The sequence below is a fragment of the Aureispira sp. CCB-QB1 genome, from assembly GCF_000724545.1.
Taxonomy (GTDB): Bacteria; Bacteroidota; Bacteroidia; order Chitinophagales; family Saprospiraceae; genus Aureispira.
Window position 1 is genome coordinate 128,178 of record NZ_JHBV01000008.1, and the last position, 19,386, is coordinate 147,563.

Consider the following 19,386-nt stretch of genomic DNA (forward strand, 5'->3'; position numbering starts at 1 on the left):
ATGGGAACATTACTAAGGACGAAATACTACAACGCAGAAGGAGAAGCTTCTCTTCGTGGAATATCTACCCTAGAGGGAAGTATCACAAAATTTGAGAGAAACCTTAAAAAAAATCTTGGTGCTTGGGAATATGCTATTATCTACCACAATGGCGAAAAGCTGCACTATTACCACAACAGCACAGGAGTTTTAAAGCTCGACCTCGAGCAATACAAACAACAGCTCAATAAAAGTAGAATTAACCTTTATTTAGTACCTACACAGGAATACAAAAACAGAACAGGGCAACACCGTTTTAAGCCTGTTTACGGTGCTTCTATTCAAGATATGCCCAACTATTGTAATGATGATGTATTGAAGGTTATAGCCTATTTGGATAACAAAGTAATTAGAACGTACCAGGATGGAAAATTTCTATAAGCTAGAACAAAAAATAGTAGAGTTTAAATTCTCTATGAAAATAAGTGCAAGCGATTCTTTAGAGCTTGCCAAACTGATATTAAGGTTTACGCACAACTACTGGGAGCTATCTAATTCAAATATCCCTCATAATGAAAAGTGTGTCTATTATGCCCTAATGTCTGTACTCAAAAAAATACTAGATAAAAAAGACAAAAAGAACTATACACTAAAATTAAACGGTTCGGAATACTACGCTTTGAGCAGCGTATTAGAATATTATCATACAAAACTATTAGGGGATCACAAAGAGGCTTACACATGGATTTTCTCACAAAGATTACTTGAGAAAATGGCATAAGACAAAAAAAAAGCCTAGCCCCCCGTGAAAGAAAGCTAGACCGAAATTAACCCTTTCGGAAAAAGATTAATTAATACTAAAAGCAAAACTATGCAAAAGGCAGCAGAAAATAAAATAAAGAGGACTAAAAAAGGAACATTCCTAGTTGGTGAAACTAAAATTATAAAAGCGATACCGTCTAAAGAGGAAGAAAATACGTGGTATATAGTAGATGCTTCTACAATAGTCGAACTAGACGAACAAGAGCTTATCAAGGTAAAAGCAACAGGCTCTGATGAAGAAAAGGTGCTAATAGTTAAGAGGTTTCTTTTACAAGGATTAACCCCCACCCAAATAAGTAAGAAAACTGGTTACAGTAGAACAACAGTGTACAGATACAAAGGATTGCTTTCAGAAATGAACGCAAAAAAACGGGAAATGAACACTAAAAGTACGAAAACTTTAAAAAGTGTACTACCTATATTCTTGTTTATCAATAACTTTGAGCTAAAATGTACACTAGCCATTATTTTCCTTTTATATGCTCTTTATGTTATTCTAAATAACGCAAAAATAAAGAAACAGTATGTAAAGCATTGTGAAGAGATTTCAAAGCTAAGATTTCAGTTTACTCTAGCTTGTAATTATTCTTTCAAAAAAGATGCGATTGCCTGTACTTCTGACAAAGAAGCTGCGTACTTTAAAAAAGTACTAAGCCACTATCGAAATAAAAGCAGAGAAGTAATTGTATTGCCTCGGAATATAGGAGAACGAAACGATACTTATTTTGACCGTAAAGAAGCAGCAAAAAGGCAATATAACTTAAACAACCAACCTAAAATAAGAGAAGGAAAAGAAGCCTTAAATAAATATTGGGAAAAATTAGAGGAACTCAAACTCTTAGATTACTTCTCTTTTCCAAAAGGTAAAAACTGGCTTGAGTCGAAGTGCTACATTCTTAGTGTAGTCGAGTTTATCCAGGAGAACCCAGAGCCTAAATCAATAGATAGAGCCAAAGGCAAATATTTGATAGATGCACTCCCTACTTCAACTATAACCCAAGCAGAGCTAGAAGCACTAAATTAGAAAATCCTAAAACTGTAAAGTTATGAAGAAAGAATCCGAACCATTCTTGATTAAGAAAAAAGATATAGTTCATCGGCTTGGCTATTCATCTATGAAAATGGTTTACAAAAAGGTGCTAACCAAGGAAATTATAAAAGAGCTTGGTTTTAAGTCTTTGGATGAATTTAAAAAAATAAGAGTATTCAATCTCCACCAATCAAGAATTATAACAGAGTTTTTAAATGATTTACTGAACGTAGAAAAGATAAAAGAGGGGCAATAGTCCCTCTTTTTATTAATATACTCTACTCATAATAGAGTCTTATTTGCTTCAAAAATGCCTCAAAAATGCTCCATAATTGACGGCTAAATGTTAAAGTTTTGCTTGCTTTCCTTTATCGTGCCTTTATCTTTCCCTTATCTTTCCCTTATCTCGCAATCTCAAAAATTCGGCTTGTTTTTCTCAGATGTATAGTTTTTATTTATAGTCTTTATTCGATTTTAAAACCAAAAATAAAAGCTATGCTATGTTTTAGTATCAAAGTTAAAAATGCAGATATAGGAGATTCTGAGAACCCCCTAGAAATTGATTTAAACGAAGTGTTTGGCGGTGTTGTTAATGATATTGCTTCCGTGACAACGGTAAAACTAGACGACGTTTATAGTATTATGACGTTTACGGGTACTGTCGCCCCATAATTTCACCAAACAGCAACTATTGAGAACTCTCAATAGTTGCTGTCTTATTTTACAACTATGGCAAAAGCAAAGGATATATTAATTGGAGGTTTGGCTCTCGCTGGTGGCGTAACACTAGCAAAGGGAGCTATTGAATACGGTCTAAATAGAACGATTGAAAACATTACCTATACGCTAGGGCGGGCGACTGTAAGTTTGGCTAGAATTGGTAGTGGTATTGTTGAAATAAAACTACCCGTGTTCATATTGAATGAAAACGAATTTAGTATCAAAATAGATAAGTTTCTTGGAGCTGTGGCGTATGGCTCTGTTCCCTTGGGGGATATACTGATCCCTGATGAATTTACATTGATTTCAGGTGAAAGCATTGCGATAAATTTATTTTTTGATGTCAATATTTCAAGCACGGTGCAAGGGGTGTTTTTATCTGCTCAAAATGGCGGTTTCGGTGCTGTACTAGACAAAATTTATCTCAAGGGAGATTTGTTTGTTTTGGGTGGCTCTTTCTTCGGTCAAGTCAAAATTCCCATTGAAACGACAATAAAAATTATATGATAGATACTAGTACTATTCCTCCGTCTAATTATGTTAGAGAGCTTCACCATCACAACGGAGCTACTCAAGATATTATAGATGTAATCTTGTTAGCAGATAAAAAAAACGATACTCGTTTTTGTGAATTTGCTAAACAATTTGAACCAACTAAAGCAGGTTTAAAAAAGCTTTGGAAATTCACAAAGCACCAAATCAAATACAAAACGGATGCCTTTGGCACTCAAGATATAAAATTTCCTGCCGCTCTTTGGAAAGTAAGGAAAGGAGATTGTAAAAGCAAAACCCTCTTTATAAATCAAGTGCTTAAATGCTTAGGTATAGATTATATCACACGGTTTGTAAAGTTTGATAAAGGCGATTATACCCATGTTTATAGTATTGCTATTCTAAACGGTCAAAAAATCCCAATAGATAGCGTTTACGATTATTTCAACAAAGAAGCTCCTTTTTTTAAAGAACTAGATTTTATGACTAAAATATCCACCATTGAAGGCCACAATATCAGTAGAGCCATAGGAGAAGATTTATATTATCAAGCGCAAGAAGCTGCTCAAAAGCGTTACCAGGAAATCCAACAACGCAAACAGTATGTGCAACCAGAGCCGCCAATTAATTTTGGAAATCTTACTGAAGGCGCAGCTCTCGCAGAATTGTTAATTCGTAAGCTCAAGATAATTGGGGTGATGAAAGACGAGCAAAAGGCGACCACAGAGAAAGGAATTGGACTAGTTAGAAATAGCATTAAAAACGGCAAGGTAGGCGGTATTATTCCCGATGAACTGCAAGGAGTAGCAGCAAGAATTAACCATTACTTATCCCTCAATGGCTCTGCGGTTGGTCATGGTGCTAGAGGTCGATTACTTGACTTTTTGAAACTCAAAGCAGGGAGTGAAAGTAGTTTTGTTGGTCGTCAAGGTTTGGTTTGTTTGGCTAGTCTATGGTGGAGACAACAAGGGGGGACGGGAACAACTGTTGATCCTTTTGTTTACGATCAATTTTCGGGCGATGCTGCTTTTGATTGTAATTCTAACACTAGATTCTATTTGTCACAAGGTTCTTCAAATCACTATTTTTTCTATGGCAGAAATACAGCGAAATTTAGAACGAGTTATATGCAGTCTTGGTCTCAATTTGAAAATATTTTAAACAATTTTGTCACCAAGTTTCCCAACGCAACATCAAAAATAAATAACAATTTTGTATATAATTTTGCTAACAGTAGCGTCTATGATGCTTTAATTGAAGAGTTAAAACAAAAAATGCCTGTTTTGTCCAATTGGGCTAATGACCTATTCAGAGCTGACAATACCCGCCCTAATGGTACAGTTGGTACTGGTATGCTTTACAATTTTGTGCCTTATGTAACACAAATTGCAGGAATTACCCCAGGGAATTTCCCTAGTATTGTACAAACAAAAATGGTTTTACAACAACAATATATAGATAGTTGTGTCAATTTTTCTACTATCTCAAGAACCGTTTTTGAAGATATGTCGGAAAATGGGATTCTTTTCGACAATGGTGGAAGGTCACCAGAAATAATCTTATCTGCCTTACTAAAAAGACATAACCCCAATGTTGGAGAACCTATATCAACTATAATTGCTGCGGTTGCCTCTCTTTTGTCGGCTGTGTTGCCAGCCGTAATAGCATTCGCTAATGGTGGTATTAGTGATGCTTCAAAGATAGATGATGCTTCAAAAAATACGGCAGGATTCAAACCGCAATCAGGAAGCACATTACCAAATATGAGCGACTTTACACCTCTAGCTCCAAGCGGCGGCGGCTCTGGTGGTGGAAGTAATAGCGGCGGCGGTGGTAGTGGTGGCTCTAGTGGAGGGAACAACAATTCCAAGAAAAAAGGCTCTATACTACCTTGGGTACTCGCAGGTCTTGGATTATATACATACAACAACAGAAAGAAAAAATAATTCACAAATTAACGCTCTATAAATATGGCAAAAGCAAGAAAAACCCGAAAAAAAATATCGGGTACAAGACGAAAAGTAACGAAATACCAAAAGTTACAAAAGGCAGTATCCAAAAACTGTAAAAACCCAACAGCAGCCAACAAAAAAGCGGTTGCAAAGGCAAAACAAGATTATGTGGATGATGCAGTAAAAAAAGGCAAAACTATCCGAGAAGCTGAAAAGGTTGCGAGAAAAGCGGACACTTGCACGCCAATCAGAAAACGAAAAAAATAAACCCTTCTAGGGGCATTTATAAATTTAATTATTAACCAAAAATATAAATTATGAGTTGTGGATGTAACACAGGGTACCAAGATGTAGGCATCGAGGGCATGGATGAAGCAGACATGATGTTAATGGGTGGTGCAGTAGGTGGTTATGTAGCTACTGCATACATTGACAATATGCTAGTGTACGAGAAAGACGGCACTAAAAAAACAGGAGCAATTGCAGAAAATGACACCATGCGAAACGGTGGTTATGCTTTGGCAGGGGTCGCTCTAAACTGGTTTATGCCTGATGAGCCGTTGGCAAAAGGTGCGGGTATAGGTATGGCTATCTATGGAGTAAAAGAATTGATTAGAGGGCAATATCCAACCGCAGGAATCAAAGGCATTAGAAGAAATGGGAATCCCCAATATCTTGCAGGAAACCAACAGCGAAACGGAAGCCCCAAATATATTGGGAGAGCCGATAGCTCAAGAATGAATTTAGGGCTAAGCAACAATAGCCAAAACGCCCAAAAGCAAAAGACAAGTAAAGTAAGAGTTGAGTATTAGTCCTCTTTGACCAAGCTCACATTTAACAACATTAATTCAATTCCTTTTTAATAGAAAATCATGGAACAAACAATAGTTCAAGTTAATTGCAGCCCCAATTTATACGATGCAGCAAGAAAGAAGATGAAATCTGTATTAATGAATAAGTATAACATTGATGTAGATAATTATGAAACACAGATCCGCTTAATTCAAAAGAACGAGGAAATCAAAAATGGAATACTGAATCTAAAATTTGATTTGAGTAATCAAGCGAGAGATTCCAACAGCGAAACGCCAATAGTAAATAATGATGTTTTTATTCCTTTTGGTATTGCTTTGGGTTTTGTCAAAACACCTTTAATCTCTGGAACGCAATATGAATCAATCGAAAATCAACAGATTATTTATTTTAATTCTGAAACCGTTTTCACTTATACGGCTACTGGAGCAGTAAGCCAAGCCAAAGCTTTAGAATCTTTATATTATTCAAAAGCTAGCTTTCTATCTGGAAACGGTAATATTATTAACGAATTTCCCGCAAGAGAGCTGAAACGAGTGCCACAAGGAAAAATAGAAGGATTTTACTACTACCAAAATGGTAAATACTTCATGATGACTGAGTTCCCTTTCTTAGATGGGAGTAATAAAAACGAGGTAAAATTTGATGTACCATCGGCTGACACGGCTTCGGCAAGTGGAAATCCTGCAACAGAAAAAACATACGCAATTTTGCAACTAATGGGATTTAACATTAGCGGTTTGTCAAAGGACTACAAGTCTTTAGATTGCGAAATTAAATGTGTTGATTAAACTCTAATCTTTTTTTTATTATAAAAAAGGCTTGAGTAAGCTTATTCAAGTCTTTCTTTTAACTCTTTCAAGCAATCACTATGCAACCAACAAAAATACACGGACTAAGCAGCAAACTATTAACACTACCAACAGCAAATGGTGTTAATTCTTATAATTTGGGAATCTTTAACGGTACTTTTCAGCAAAGTGATAAAATCGTTGCCATTGCCTTTAGATACAATAAAGCTTCTATTGCTTCATTAGCTTACAAATCGGTTGATGATAGACCTCTTTTAAATGTTTCAGAAACAAGAAGCGGTTATCTAAACTTGGTAGAAGATAACGGCAATAATACCAATATTTTGTACAACCATAATTTATGGTTGATGGTCACCGAATCAAACGAGCAAGATTTTTATGGAATCTTTATTCCCCCTTGCAATATCAAATGGACACAATCAAGTATAGAATTTTCTCCTTCTATTGCTTTTGATGGCACAAAGGACATGGAGTTTAATGTCTATTATATCACAAACTGCCAAGAACCCATTGAGCCGAATATCATTTTTGACAATGATTTTAAATACAATGCTGTAAAGAAGAAAACTATACAAATCAATGCAAAAGCAAATGAGCAATCTTTTGCCATAGGTACGAATCCATTGTCTAACTGTGATAAAATTGTAGGCTTGCGATATGATGAGTTTGAATTTGAAACAACAGACGGAAGAACCAACGTATCCAAAGGCTCTACTTTTCCCGCTATCCCCGCAGCTTTAGGAGCTTCTTTTTTAACAATGCGCATTGGCTCAAGGAACCTATTAGAAAATTTCCCTCTAACAGAATTGAGAGCTTTCTACCATGTTGGCTTTCCTTATTTTCCTATCGAGCCAACACAAGCACAATATTTCAACTGGAATCAGTGTAAAATAACCTTACCTAGCAAAGCACTCACTCAAGATAATACAGCCTATTTATTGACCATTTATTACATGTAGACTATGGAAGAAAGAATTGAAATAATTGCTCAAAAAATAGAGGGTTGGATGAAATCTAACAGGATGGGCGATTTAGAAAGCAAACCTTGCTACTGGTCTATTTATGAACTGTCCTCTATCAGTTCAAAACCTATGAAAAATGCGGCCACTAATTGCGATAATTTATCCATAGAAGGACTAGAGCCGAGCTTAAAACACCTAATGGACTGCATGAGTTATAGTACCCATGTCAAATATTTTGCGGTTCGATTAAGAACGCAAAAGGGAGATAGTGGCGTATTGAATAACTTTGAAAATCCATATTACCAAGCTCCATACAATTACAACAAAACCCACCAAATAGGAAATATACCTCAAGCTCAAGGAAACAACAATATGATGCAATTTATGATTGGTATGGTTAATAGCATGAACGAAGAGAGCCGAGCAAGAAGAGAAGAAAACAATGCTTTATTAACAGAGCTTAAACTTCAAAGTCAAGAAAGAGAACACAAGTTTAGAGAGTATAAGCATAAGCAAGAAATTGCACGATTAAAAGAACAAAACGAAGCTAGTCAAAACAGCAACAAAAGTCTTTTTAGGGAAATAATCGGTGCTTTTGAACCAGGGGAAATAAAAGACATAATAGGCTTTTTTCTAACGAGGAAAAACACACCATACGAGGAAGAGGAAGAAGCCGAGGAAGAAGAAGGTTATCCAGTAGAGGATAACCGCAACCAACAACTACTAGATAGCTCTTTAAGTATGCTATCTACTAAAGTAAACAATCCCGAAATGTTAGTTTATAAAATGGCTGTGGTGTTGGCGGGTGCATCTGAGGAAGAATCAAATCAGCTTTTATCTGCCGTCCAAACACGGTACAACCAAATCAAGCAAAATAAAGCTCATGAGTAATAAAAAAGCAATGCCTAGCGGTCTACAAATAAAAAACAATCCCACACCTTTTGAGTATTGTAATACAACATTCCTTGCAATTAAAAATAAAAGTAATGGCGTTATCCAATACAATTTTGGTGGCTCTAAGCTCGAACTTGATATTAACGAAGAAGATGTTTATCCAAGTCCAAACGCTCCCATGAGTGGAAAGATTGAATTTTCTATACCGACAACAACTACTTCTATCAACATAAAAATTAAAACAGTCCAACAACATGACTAAGAGAACAAAAATATTATATGGTGGTGCCTTGTTTTTCGCTGCTTTAGCAGTTACGAAAAAGGGGCAGAAAAAACCACCTAGCAAGATAATTTATGCAGATGTTACAGAACCTGCATCAGAAGGGCCCACCATGTCAGATGGAACCAAACCAACACCACTAAATCTATAAATAAAATGAGTGATCCAATACTAACTATCATAGATTCAAAGGACGCTCCAGCTCGCAAAGTTTGGGTGCAAAATTTCAATCAGTACAGATCAAACAATTCTTTTAAAGATGCTGCTCAATTAATTTGGGATGATTGGAATACGCAAGGGAATGTTTTTTTTGAATTATTCCCAACTCCTGAAGCTTTAATTTTTAGCCTGGTAACTTATGTACCTCAAAGAGTAGATTTACCTCTAGTGAGTGCAGCTCCTACGCCTATAAAATGGAACGATACCCCAAGCTATGATACATTTTACAATCTATATCATAGTATTTATGTTTGGAATTGTGCCGACTGGCAAGCGTGGCACGAAGCATTAGAAGCTTATTACCAAAGCACAACAACCGCCAATGGTATTTGGAAAAGTGCCTGGTTGCACGAAGATAATTACTGTTTTGCTTTAGGGCAGTTTATTTGTCCTGTTACTTCTAATTGTCGTTACGATTGTGATTTTGTAGAATACTTTGCAAGTAAAGGAATGGAAATAGGCAATCTTTTTTCTAACACGGTTTGCGATTTATCAAACGTAATTTTGAATTTAACAGAATCAGCACAAAATGTTTCTCAAGGTGTCAAAGACACTACAAAAACGGTTTCTAAACTATTACCTTTTGCTGCGGTCGCAGTTATTGGTTATGGAGGAACAAAACTTTATAAAGCACTTTAAAATTACTTACAATGAATAATGAAACATTAGCTATCCTAATATTTGGAGCTGCTGCCATTTATTATATGACTCCAAAAGCAGAGCCAGAGAATATGTTTTTTGTTCCTGGTGTTGGAGATGTTCCAGAATCTGAATTGCCTGAATACGGCTATATTAAATACAATGGCAAATGGTTTAAAAAGTCGGATATTATACAAGCTGCTCAGAGCAACGGAATGACAAGCCCAGGCAATATTGATATTACTACTCAACAAGGTTTTGATATTTTTATGACTTTGCTCAATGCAGGATTGGGACTTACTTCAACTATTATTGCCAATACTGCCCAAAGAAAAGCGGATTTAATAGAGCAGATAGAAACAAAGTATACATTAACCGTTTCATCTTCTTACGACCCCAATTTTCCATTTACTACGGCACAATTAAACGCTTTGACTATTGAAAAATTAAAAAAGGTGTTAAGTGGTGATTTCGCAGTTAGTGGTATTAAGAGCCGCCCAGACATTAATCATAATGTACAATGTTATGATGGTCAGTACACCGATTCTAAAGGGCGTGGTTCATGTAGTTATCATGGAGGCATTCGACAAACTGGCGGTCGTGCGCCTTGGATTGAAAATTTATAATTATGGATTCTAAGAATAAAAAAGCGGCTTTAGTTGGATTGGGTGTTTTGGCTCTGTTAGTACTTCCTAATCAATCAAAAGCCAATACAAATACACCAGGCCCGCAACCACCAACAGGGGGGATTGTCCCAGGAGCCCCCGAAGGGAGTATTAACGAATCATTTTTAGGAACAAACAATCCTAGAGGGATGCGTAATAACAACCCTGGTAATTTAAAAATAGGCAATTCTCCTTGGCAAGGGAAAATACCTGTTTCTCAAAATACAGACGGCACATTTGAACAATTTACTTCTTTCCCCTTAGGAGCTAGAGCGATGATAAAGCTCTTAATAAATTACATTAATCAAGGGCGCAACACGCCTAAAAAAATTATTCAGTATTGGGATTTAGGCGCACCCCATTACACAGCGTTTTTAGTTGGTGCAACTGGTTATGGTGAGAATCAAGTTCTCCAAGCAGATAAACCCACGCTTAAAAAGCTGTCACAAGCGATTGCTAAGTTTGAAAATGGTAGAGACATCTTGACAGATCCTCGATTTGAAACAGCTTACCAATTGTTATAAAAATAAGGAAAGAATGAACCCTTTAGAGGAAATTGTCCTAGATTTTGTTATAGGATTTTGTGCAACAACTTTGCTTTATTGTCTTTATGTTTTGGTTGTTGTAAAACTAAGTACAAAGAGTATAAGAAGCGAATACTTAACAGAAACAGTCATTAATGAAATTAAGGGAGAAACTACAAAACACCTAATCCAAATAGAGCGTCGATTAAATGCAAAATCCATGATTTATATTGACAAAAATTTTAATCGACTTAACGATAGGATTGAACGTTTGATAAATAATCGTAAGACATGAAAAGATTAAAAAAATACATCATCATTAACCTATTAATTTTAGTTGTCCTGTTGGGTATCAGATGGCATAAAAACAGCAAGAAAGTAGCACATACTCCTAATAATGACCGTATACCGATTGCAGCAGATTTAATAAAAAAAGATACTTGAATTTTTTTTATTAAAAAAATAGATGTATACTTGTAGTTGTCAAGCAAAAAATAATTATATGAGAACAAGAAATCCTTAATTGTAATAGCGCAAAAGGATTATAAGTGGAATACATAACTTCTTGTTCGGTATTTTTGTTTGACAACCCACTTATAATCCTTTTGCGCTTCTTTTGTTTATCCGTCCCACTTAAATAAGTTATTATGATAAGATTATTGATAATTGGATTATTAGCTTTTATTGGGTATGCTCCTTGTTCATTAGCTTATAGTGTTGTATATGCTCCACCAGTCGAAAAACATACTAAAAAGAAAGCGAGTTCGAGGAGAATAAAAAAGAAGAGGATTCAAAGAGAAAGGATGCAAAATAAGAAAATGAAAACTAGCACTTTGCTTTTTTTCTTGAGTACTCTTTGTTCTTTGGTATCTCTGATGGCGACAATATTTTCTTTGACATTAGGTGCATCATTAATAGGAAGTGTTTTTACAATAGGTTTTCTTGCATTAGCTGTTCTGTTCTTGATTTTCGGATTTGTTGAAAAAGGGAAGGAAAAAAGTGGCGGTGACGGCTCTGGCGGATTGGGAGGAAAGGATAAAAACACAAGTGGTAATTTAGGCGATTAGGGTGGGTTACAAACTAGTAACGAACCTAATTAATTTGTAACATTAAAAATAGTGTACGTTTCTAAAGCTTTTCAATTTCCTTGGATCTCACTTCTGCAGAAAAAAATAAAATGCCTTTAAGATACCATTAAGGCAGATACTTAAAATAATACTCCAAAAATTAGCGTACAATTCAAAACTAATAAATTAATTATGTCTGATCTTTTAAAAATAGGTTTGTTGTTTGGAGGACTTGCTTTGTTGAATAGAAAAAAAAAGCCTGGTATTGGTAAGATGCACGATAGAGGTACTAAAGAAATGATACCTTGTAATAATGGCCGCTATTCAGATTCTTTTCCCTCTCCTGGTTCTTGTTCTAGTAATGGCGGTGTTAATTATGAGAAAGTGTACAAAGATTACTTTATGAATAGGGGCGTTTCTTTAGAATCTGTAAAGATTAATAAGAACAAAGTCAAAATTGATTTTGGAACAAAAACTTTTCACTCTCTGAAAAAAGTTGATAGAGCTTTTGATAATAATAGAAATATTGAAAATGTCAAAATGAAACGTTTTCATTCCCCAGGAGCAAGATACATAAGATCATTAGAAGTAGAAATATCTTATAAAAATAATACGGCTTTTCTTGAAGATGTTATGAAGAAGTGGAGAAGAAGCGAAGGTTAACCTCCCCTTTTTAAAAGGCTTAAAACACATCAAAAAACATAATATAAATTATAGGCAAAAATTACCAAAGTTAGATAAAATCAACATTTCAGATGGAAAAAGCACCTTTTTTATTACTATAACGCCTTCGTATTCTTCACAGGGGTGGTCACTTGCAATTATTTGACATTAAGGTTGTTATAAAAAAAGCGTATTCTAATAATTAGGAAGTTAAAGCAGTCAATAATGAATTATTGATAAATAAATAATGACCTAATTGTGACGTATTACCACAATCAGGTCATAGGTATTCTAAAAAAAACAATTTGTACTAATTGGGCTGATACCCTACTTCAAGAAAATAATCGTTTCCTGAGGTTGTCATTTTTAAATAAATATCTTTTGCTCCTTCCAAAGAAAAAACGTTTACATTTGCCTTACCATTTCTCATGTCATCTGTTCCTATTGTTCCTCCAAGAGTTTCATCTTCGCCAATAACAAGCATATAAAAAACAGGTTTTACAGCCAGAGCATGGTCATCTTCAACTGAGCTCGTTCTCAATGTTTGTATCCCAAAATCTATAACTGAATTGATTTTCCCAAACTTCAATTCCCCTAAATTACCTGCTTTTCCAAAAGGAATTTTTGAATTATGTTTGTATTTGCTAACATCTGGATTTGAGTTAACAATCACATCCCAGTCACCTGTAGTAGTGACTTCTATGCTCAGACCATTGGATAGATTGTGTGTTACGTTTTCGCCAATTGTAGGAATTATGGTTAATGTTGTGTTCGTGCATTTGATTTCGTTAAATTTCATAGATTTAAAATATTTTAATGGTTAATACCTACTCTATTGGGGCTTTTCGGTGTCCGCCACGTTATTTTTTGGTTTCTAAATCCTTTTTATACAATTAGAGAAACATTTTAAAGAACCAGAGTACTGGATATACCAATTAAAGTTGCCTTGTATAAATTCGACGTAAAAACCTAAATATTTCCATGTTTTTTCAACTTGCTCTTGGTGAGGTTGCAACTCTGACCATTCTGCGTATTTAAGGCTGTTTCTTGATATCATTTCGTCCTTGTAATAATCTTTCCATGCTTTTTGCCATTCGGAAGGAAAGACAATACTTGGATTACTACGAGGATAGATGTTTTTAGAAAAAGATGGAATCCAAACATTCTTATTCCCTTCACGATCAATTTCAACCAAACAATTATTATAGGCAGCCCAAAACCATGCAAACTTTAGGTTTCCTTTCCCATCCAAGTAGTTGTAATATGTTAGTGGCATGGGAATGCGGTGAATCTCGAAGTTTGATGAACTTAAATCTTCAATGGCTCGATTGATATAATGTCGCATTCTATGAACTTGGTGGTGGATAAGCCCAAGCGTTTCCAAATCAATGTACCCCAATACCTCGTCAGGTAACCCAATAACAGGTTCTCCAACAACTAAACGGCGTTCTCCTGCCAAAGAAATAAATAAATCAAGGTGGTAAAATGGCTGTTTTAAATCAGTGCCTTGCTTTTTTTTATGAATAGCGGAACAATGTGTCTCATTTTCGTTTAGAAAAAATTCATTGTTGTCTAGAATGTGCTGACCTACAAAATAAATCTTTTGCTGTTTTCCTTCTTTGCTATTTCCTCCTAAAAAATATTGAAATAATTTTTCAACGGCAAAATCTTGTTCTATAAGTAATTTAATTACTTCTTTGAGAGAAGCACTGTTTTTTAGTACCTCTGCCCATTCTTTAGAAAAAGGAGCATGGTTTTTATTTAGGCTGGCTAATTTCTGTTCAATTAAATTCTGAGAAATCTGGCTTTTGTTTAACGGTTTTGAGAAAATGAAAGAGGATGCTTATGACCGAATGCATCTGCTTAAACAATTTATAGTTTGCTTTTAAATGCTTCTATTTTAGAAAAAAAGGATTTTACTAGTTAAGCTCGAAAATGTTGAACAAGGCTAAATCGATGGCTGTTGTTCCGAATAGTAATGCCCTAATATTTGTACATTGGATATCTAGGACGTATTTGCATTAAATGCAGTATCCAATGATACTAGGTTATATACTTGAAACAAAAAGGGGCTGATTTTATACAAAAAATCATGATAGTATAACAGTAGGGAATTTAATTGGTCCTAACATTTTTATGTTAGGACTTTTTCAATTTTTTAATATTTATAACGTCACAGATGTATTAATTTTGCCAGTTTTTGAGTTCTTGCTCTCGGTGGTGGAGAACTACTTTTATAGGGTATTTCTCTTTCAGATGTTTGGCTATACTATCTGCAGAAAAAACGGAACGATGTTGCCCGCCTGTACACCCAAAATTAATGCAAAGATTAGCAAATCCTCGTTTTATATAATTTTCTACTGCTTCATCTATAATCCCTTTGACTTGCTCAATAAAGTCATGAATAGTACTCTCTTTTTCAAAAAAATCGATAACGGCTTGATCTCTGCCTGTTAATTTTTTGTATGGCTGATAGCGACCAGGGTTATGGATAAATCGACAATCAAAAACAAATCCGCCACCATTGCCCGAATCGTCTTTTGGGATACCTCTTTTGTATGAAAAACTTTTTACTTGAACAGTTAACTGTTCTGCTTTTTGTTTTGCAATTATTAGTCTTAACGAATGTTGGGTAACCAACTGTTTAGAGACCTCTTTGATGTAAGATAAATCAATAGGGAAACGAATGTTTTCTATTAGCCAATCCAAGTTGGCTAAAGCAAATGGGATGCTTGCTATGAAATGTTCTTTTTGTTGATATAACCCTTTAAAACCATAAGCCCCCAAGACTTGCAATGTTCTTAATAAGGCAAAAAGGTAAAAATTGCCTTTGAATTTTTGAGTATCAATGCTTGTTAACTTTGATGCTTCTTGGATGTAATAATCCAATAGCTCTTGGCGTAGTTTATTTGGTAAATTAGCTTTTGCTTGGAACAAAAGAGAGACAACATCATATTGCAATGGTCCCTTTTTTCCTCCTTGGTAATCTATAAAATAGACCGTTTGATCGTGTAGCATTATATTCCTAGCTTGGAAATCTCTAAACATAAAAAAAGCTTGGGATTCTTGCGCTAGATGATTTGTCAAACGTTGAAAGTCTTGTTCTAGTGCATATTCATCAAATTCTATTTTTGTTGTTTTTAAAAAACAGTATTTAAAATAGTTCAAATCCCACAACATAGCCTGTTCGTTAAAAGAAACAGGAGTATGATATACTTCAACAGGTAAATTTTGAATTCCCTTGATTTGCATTTTTGCTAAAGCTGACAATGCTTTCTTATAATAGCTTATAGTGCTATCGGAAGGAATTCCATCTTTTCGCTCTATCTCTAGATGTTGCAACAACGTTTGATCTCCCAAGTCTTGCAATAGATAGATATTATTTTCTAAATTTGGGGCATACAGTTGAGGTACCCGAATTCCCATTTCTAAGAAGTGTTTTGTATAATCAACAAAGGTTTTGTTCTCCCCAAAATTAGCATTAAAAGCGGCTAAAGCTGTTTTTTGAGCCCCTTTTAATCTAAAATATTGCCTGTCTGATCCTGATTGTGGAAGTATTTGCATACTTTGAATAGGTTCTTTTGCCCAAGATTCAAATAAGGCACTAATTTGCTGTTGTAACTTAGTATCCAATCTAATGTTTTTTTATGGTTAAAATAGTTAAGTCAGTTTACAAACTTAGCAATTGTTCTTAAAAAACGAAGCATTACAACACACTTATAAGATGCTGTACAAATTATTAATCTTATAATCTAATAAAAATGCACCGACATGCACACCAAAGTACACATTAACCGCTATATAGCAGATCAAATAGGAATGCCCAAAACTTCTAGGGAGATAGATCAAATGCACCGATTTTTTGAAACATATATGAAGTATATTGCATTAACCGTTTTGCGGTTGAACGGAGCAAAATACAAAGAAGCAAAAAGTTACATTACCAAGGCATGGATTCCATGTAATGAAGATCAACTTCGAAAGATGGTGCTTACTTTGTTGAATCAAAGGGCAAACAACAAGCAATACTGGATACAATTATTAAAAAAAAATAAGGCATTGCGTGTCTCTATTGAATTATTATTCAACTATGCAGGGAGAATCAGAAACCTTACTTTTCATGGGAATTTTTATGCATTTGAAGAGGGGGAAACAGAGCTTATTTACGCTATTTATATCGAAGCAATAGAATCTTTGGAACGTTTGATCGCAAAGCAAAAACGAGGGAATAAAATTCTAAAAAATACTCCAACAGAATTTGGGGCAGGTCGCGGGCATCTAGTTACTAAAAATCAATTCAAACAGATCTTACCTTTTCAAACAGCAGGTCTACCATACTCTTACGCTAAGGCACAGCAACTCTACTATACATTATGAAATACTAATTTTATAAATATTTCTATCATGGAACAAAGTATACGGTTGTTTCTGGTTCAAGCAATGAGGAGGTACACGAGAAGTCTGCTGATATAACATTTACAGATTATTATACTTTTGCTTGCAAATCAAAAACACGAAAAATGGTATCAAAGTGGGTATTGCGAAAGACATCTCTTTTGCCAATAAAAATTATGGTAGAATGTACCTCAATATGATGAGAGTGTGCAACTATGTGGACCTGTTGAAATCGGCTAAAAGCATAAAGAAATATCATAATAACAACTTTGTCTTTTGAGTGAAATAGTAAAAAGCAACGAACCACTACTATTAATGCGAAAAATGAATATATTTACCCCATTATTCAATCATAGTGGGGCATCTCCCATTAAAATCATCCAATTATATGAAACAGTACTTTTCCTTCCTTGCGGGGTTTATTTTATGTGTTCAAGCTTCTGTTTTAAAAGCACAGAACGTTCATATTCCTGATCAGACTTTTAAGAATTATCTGATTACTGGAGGAGTAGACACTAATCAAGATTTTGAAATACAAATATCAGAAGCTCAAAATTTTACAGGGTTAATTAACATTAACGGTCTTGCAATTTCCGATTTAACAGGCTTAGAAGAATTTACAAAATTAACTAGGTTATACTGTGAAGTAACAAACATAACATCCTTAGATGTAAGCGCTAATGTCATGTTGACAGAGTTGCATTGCGGCAATAACGACTTAACTTCTTTAGACCTCTCTAACAATGTGAATTTAACAAATTTAAAATGCTACGTCTTAAAAATAACAGAACTAGACCTGTCTAATAATGTCAATTTAGTAGAAGTAGATTGCAGGCAAGATAGTTTATTAACGAGAATTAATATTAAAAATGGTAACAATACAGCAATCACCAGCTTCCTTGCTAATGATAATCCTGCTCTGACTTGTATTGAAGTGGATAGTGTTGCTTATTCAACAGCCAACTGGACGAATATAGACGCTGGAGTTGTTTTTAGTACAAGCTGTTTTACGGGCATTAATACTGTAGGTCAACTACCTTCATTTCGAGCATATCCCAACCCAACTACTAAGACATTAACTGTAGACATGGGAGAGACTATTTTATCTGCCAAGATTACGGTTCTTAATACTATTGGACAAATTGTAAGCTCTGAGAATTACAAAAATATTGCTTCCTTAGACTTAAACATACAAGGGCTACCAGGCTGGTATTTTATTCAAATTGAAACCGAAAAAGGCAACCAAACTATCAAGGTACTCAAGCAAGGGTAATCCTTTTAGCACAACTAAAAAACACAAACTAACATCTATGTAATGTAAAAATTAAAAATGCTTAACAACTGTATGCCCCGCAGATATTGGAGATTAAAAAAAATAACATATCTTTATATCCATTATTCAATCATAGTGGGGCATCTCCCATTAAAATCATCCAATTATATGAAACAGTACTTTTCCTTCCTTGCGGCGTTTATTTTATGTATTCAAGCTTCTGTTTTAAAAGCACAGAACGTTCATATTCCTGATCAAACTTTTAAGAATTATTTATTGAGTTCTCCTGTAAATTCAAATCAAGATTTTGAAATACAAGTATCGGAGGCTCAAAACTATACAGGAACTATTAATATAGCAGGATTAGCAATTACAGATTTAACAGGCTTAGAAGAATTTACATCTCTTCCATTTTTATATTGTGAAGATGTTCCTATTACTTCTTTAAATGTTAGTGCGAATGTCATGCTTACGCATTTGCGTTGTTCTAATAATCCTATATCTTCTTTAGATTTATCCAATAATATCAATTTAGTAAGTTTAACTTGCCAAAGAACGAACATCACTCATCTAGATTTATCCAATAATGTCAATTTGACAGAATTGGATTGTAGATCAGATAGTTCTTTAGTTGCTTTGGATATAAGAAATGGAAACAACACTTCTATGACTAATTTCCTTGTAAATGGAAACCCTTTATTACAATGTATAGAAGTAGATGATTCTACTTATTCTACTTCTAATTGGACTAATATTGACCCCAACGCATATTTTAGCACCAACTGCTTTTATTTAGGTACTACTGAAGCTTTAGGAAAAAACAAGATACAAGCTCATTTTTATCCTAATCCAATGAAAAATGCCTTGACGATAGATTTAGGAACAACTTTTTCTTCCATTAAAGTTACTATTTCTAATCCGATTGGGCAGCTTTTACAAACTAATACTTATACTAACCAAAACCGCCTTGACTTAAACATACAAGGACTACCAGGCTGGTATTTTATTCAAATTGAAACCGAAAAAGGCAACAAAACTATTAAGGTGCTTAAACAATAGAAAAAAGTGGCTTAGTGCTATGAATTACCAAAGCTCTAAGTCCCTTCTATTTCTGAAATTAAACTCTCCCAATACACACTTCCTTTCTTTGGATTTTTTTATATTAAGAAAAAATATTGAGTCAAT

At 34.6% G+C, this 19,386-nt stretch carries 27 protein-coding genes; 24 read left to right on the forward strand and 3 right to left on the reverse strand.

The window, feature by feature from the left end:
* The 21 genes from CG11_RS03585 to CG11_RS03670 all read left to right on the forward strand — a co-directional run bounded on the left by CG11_RS03585 (position 1) and on the right by CG11_RS03670 (position 12,533).
* On the forward strand, positions 1-420 hold the full coding sequence (locus CG11_RS03585) for a hypothetical protein (protein WP_052593218.1): 420 nt from the start codon (positions 1-3) through the stop codon (positions 418-420).
* Entirely contained in the window at positions 404-760 is a 357-nt protein-coding gene (locus CG11_RS03590) for a hypothetical protein (protein WP_052593220.1), read from the forward strand. Before CG11_RS03585 ends, CG11_RS03590 begins: the two co-directional genes overlap by 17 nt.
* Before the next feature lie 90 nt (positions 761-850).
* Positions 851-1,825: a hypothetical protein gene (locus tag CG11_RS03595; protein WP_052593222.1), complete on the forward strand. Its 975-nt coding sequence runs from the start codon at positions 851-853 to the stop codon at positions 1,823-1,825.
* Positions 1,826-1,847: 22 nt separating this feature from the next.
* The gene (locus CG11_RS03600; RefSeq protein WP_052593224.1) at positions 1,848-2,087 is read left to right on the forward strand and encodes a hypothetical protein; all 240 of its coding nucleotides are present in this window, start codon (positions 1,848-1,850) and stop codon (positions 2,085-2,087) included.
* 239 nt (positions 2,088-2,326) lie between these two features.
* Entirely contained in the window at positions 2,327-2,503 is a 177-nt protein-coding gene (locus CG11_RS30080; protein ID WP_156039644.1) for a hypothetical protein, read from the forward strand.
* 57 nt (positions 2,504-2,560) lie between these two features.
* Positions 2,561-3,058: an LEA type 2 family protein gene (locus CG11_RS03605; protein WP_052593226.1), complete on the forward strand. Its 498-nt coding sequence runs from the start codon at positions 2,561-2,563 to the stop codon at positions 3,056-3,058.
* Positions 3,055-4,989 carry a hypothetical protein gene (locus CG11_RS03610; RefSeq protein ID WP_052593228.1) on the forward strand — a complete coding sequence of 645 codons (1,935 nt, stop codon included), beginning with the start codon at positions 3,055-3,057 and terminating at the stop codon, positions 4,987-4,989. The genes CG11_RS03605 and CG11_RS03610 overlap by 4 nt, the downstream gene beginning before the upstream one ends.
* 24 nt (positions 4,990-5,013) lie before the next feature.
* Complete coding sequence (locus tag CG11_RS03615) at positions 5,014-5,262, forward strand: hypothetical protein (protein ID WP_052593229.1); 249 nt, start codon at positions 5,014-5,016, stop codon at positions 5,260-5,262.
* Between the two features lie 50 nt (positions 5,263-5,312).
* A complete protein-coding gene (locus CG11_RS03620; protein WP_052593231.1) occupies positions 5,313-5,807 on the forward strand; it encodes a hypothetical protein in 495 nt (164 codons plus the stop codon).
* 60 nt (positions 5,808-5,867) lie between these two features.
* Positions 5,868-6,599, forward strand: coding sequence for a hypothetical protein (locus tag CG11_RS03625; RefSeq protein WP_052593233.1), 732 nt, complete (start codon positions 5,868-5,870; stop codon positions 6,597-6,599).
* 80 nt (positions 6,600-6,679) lie between these two features.
* Positions 6,680-7,579 (forward strand): hypothetical protein, encoded by a 900-nt coding sequence (locus CG11_RS03630; RefSeq protein WP_052593235.1) that lies wholly within the window; start codon positions 6,680-6,682, stop codon positions 7,577-7,579.
* Between the two features lie 3 nt (positions 7,580-7,582).
* A complete protein-coding gene (locus tag CG11_RS03635) occupies positions 7,583-8,473 on the forward strand; it encodes a hypothetical protein (RefSeq protein WP_052593237.1) in 891 nt (296 codons plus the stop codon).
* Positions 8,466-8,738, forward strand: coding sequence for a hypothetical protein (locus CG11_RS03640; protein ID WP_052593239.1), 273 nt, complete (start codon positions 8,466-8,468; stop codon positions 8,736-8,738). Before CG11_RS03635 ends, CG11_RS03640 begins: the two co-directional genes overlap by 8 nt.
* Positions 8,731-8,907: a hypothetical protein gene (locus CG11_RS30085; protein WP_156039645.1), complete on the forward strand. Its 177-nt coding sequence runs from the start codon at positions 8,731-8,733 to the stop codon at positions 8,905-8,907. The genes CG11_RS03640 and CG11_RS30085 overlap by 8 nt, the downstream gene beginning before the upstream one ends.
* Before the next feature lie 5 nt (positions 8,908-8,912).
* The gene (locus CG11_RS03645; protein WP_052593242.1) at positions 8,913-9,614 is read left to right on the forward strand and encodes a hypothetical protein; all 702 of its coding nucleotides are present in this window, start codon (positions 8,913-8,915) and stop codon (positions 9,612-9,614) included.
* Positions 9,615-9,625: 11 nt separating this feature from the next.
* On the forward strand, positions 9,626-10,240 hold the full coding sequence (locus CG11_RS03650) for a hypothetical protein (protein WP_052593244.1): 615 nt from the start codon (positions 9,626-9,628) through the stop codon (positions 10,238-10,240).
* A 2-nt stretch (positions 10,241-10,242) separates the two neighbouring features.
* Positions 10,243-10,803 (forward strand): hypothetical protein, encoded by a 561-nt coding sequence (locus CG11_RS03655; protein ID WP_052593247.1) that lies wholly within the window; start codon positions 10,243-10,245, stop codon positions 10,801-10,803.
* 13 nt (positions 10,804-10,816) lie between these two features.
* A complete protein-coding gene (locus CG11_RS03660) occupies positions 10,817-11,098 on the forward strand; it encodes a hypothetical protein (protein WP_052593248.1) in 282 nt (93 codons plus the stop codon).
* Positions 11,095-11,247: a hypothetical protein gene (locus CG11_RS30090; protein ID WP_156039646.1), complete on the forward strand. Its 153-nt coding sequence runs from the start codon at positions 11,095-11,097 to the stop codon at positions 11,245-11,247. Before CG11_RS03660 ends, CG11_RS30090 begins: the two co-directional genes overlap by 4 nt.
* A 203-nt stretch (positions 11,248-11,450) precedes the next feature.
* Positions 11,451-11,870 carry a hypothetical protein gene (locus tag CG11_RS03665; protein WP_052593250.1) on the forward strand — a complete coding sequence of 140 codons (420 nt, stop codon included), beginning with the start codon at positions 11,451-11,453 and terminating at the stop codon, positions 11,868-11,870.
* A 192-nt stretch (positions 11,871-12,062) separates the two neighbouring features.
* A complete protein-coding gene (locus CG11_RS03670) occupies positions 12,063-12,533 on the forward strand; it encodes a hypothetical protein (RefSeq protein WP_052593252.1) in 471 nt (156 codons plus the stop codon).
* 310 nt (positions 12,534-12,843) lie between these two features.
* Here CG11_RS03670 and CG11_RS03675 read toward each other — a convergent pair whose 3' ends face one another.
* From CG11_RS03675 to CG11_RS03685, 3 genes are all read right to left on the reverse strand, one after another.
* Entirely contained in the window at positions 12,844-13,332 is a 489-nt protein-coding gene (locus CG11_RS03675; protein WP_052593254.1) for a hypothetical protein, read from the reverse strand.
* Between the two features lie 75 nt (positions 13,333-13,407).
* Positions 13,408-13,992 (reverse strand): hypothetical protein, encoded by a 585-nt coding sequence (locus CG11_RS03680; RefSeq protein ID WP_052593256.1) that lies wholly within the window; start codon positions 13,990-13,992, stop codon positions 13,408-13,410.
* A 725-nt stretch (positions 13,993-14,717) separates the two neighbouring features.
* On the reverse strand, positions 14,718-16,166 hold the full coding sequence (locus CG11_RS03685; protein WP_052593258.1) for an RNase adapter RapZ: 1,449 nt from the start codon (positions 16,164-16,166) through the stop codon (positions 14,718-14,720).
* A gap of 138 nt (positions 16,167-16,304) precedes the next feature.
* On the opposite strand from CG11_RS03685, the gene CG11_RS03690 reads away from it, so the two are divergent.
* From CG11_RS03690 to CG11_RS03700, 3 genes are all read left to right on the forward strand, one after another.
* Positions 16,305-16,910, forward strand: coding sequence for a hypothetical protein (locus CG11_RS03690; RefSeq protein WP_052593260.1), 606 nt, complete (start codon positions 16,305-16,307; stop codon positions 16,908-16,910).
* A 406-nt stretch (positions 16,911-17,316) separates the two neighbouring features.
* Positions 17,317-18,201 (forward strand): T9SS type A sorting domain-containing protein, encoded by an 885-nt coding sequence (locus tag CG11_RS03695; RefSeq protein WP_052593262.1) that lies wholly within the window; start codon positions 17,317-17,319, stop codon positions 18,199-18,201.
* A 168-nt stretch (positions 18,202-18,369) separates the two neighbouring features.
* Positions 18,370-19,260 carry a T9SS type A sorting domain-containing protein gene (locus CG11_RS03700; protein WP_052593264.1) on the forward strand — a complete coding sequence of 297 codons (891 nt, stop codon included), beginning with the start codon at positions 18,370-18,372 and terminating at the stop codon, positions 19,258-19,260.
* The last annotated feature ends 126 nt before the right edge of the window (positions 19,261-19,386 follow it).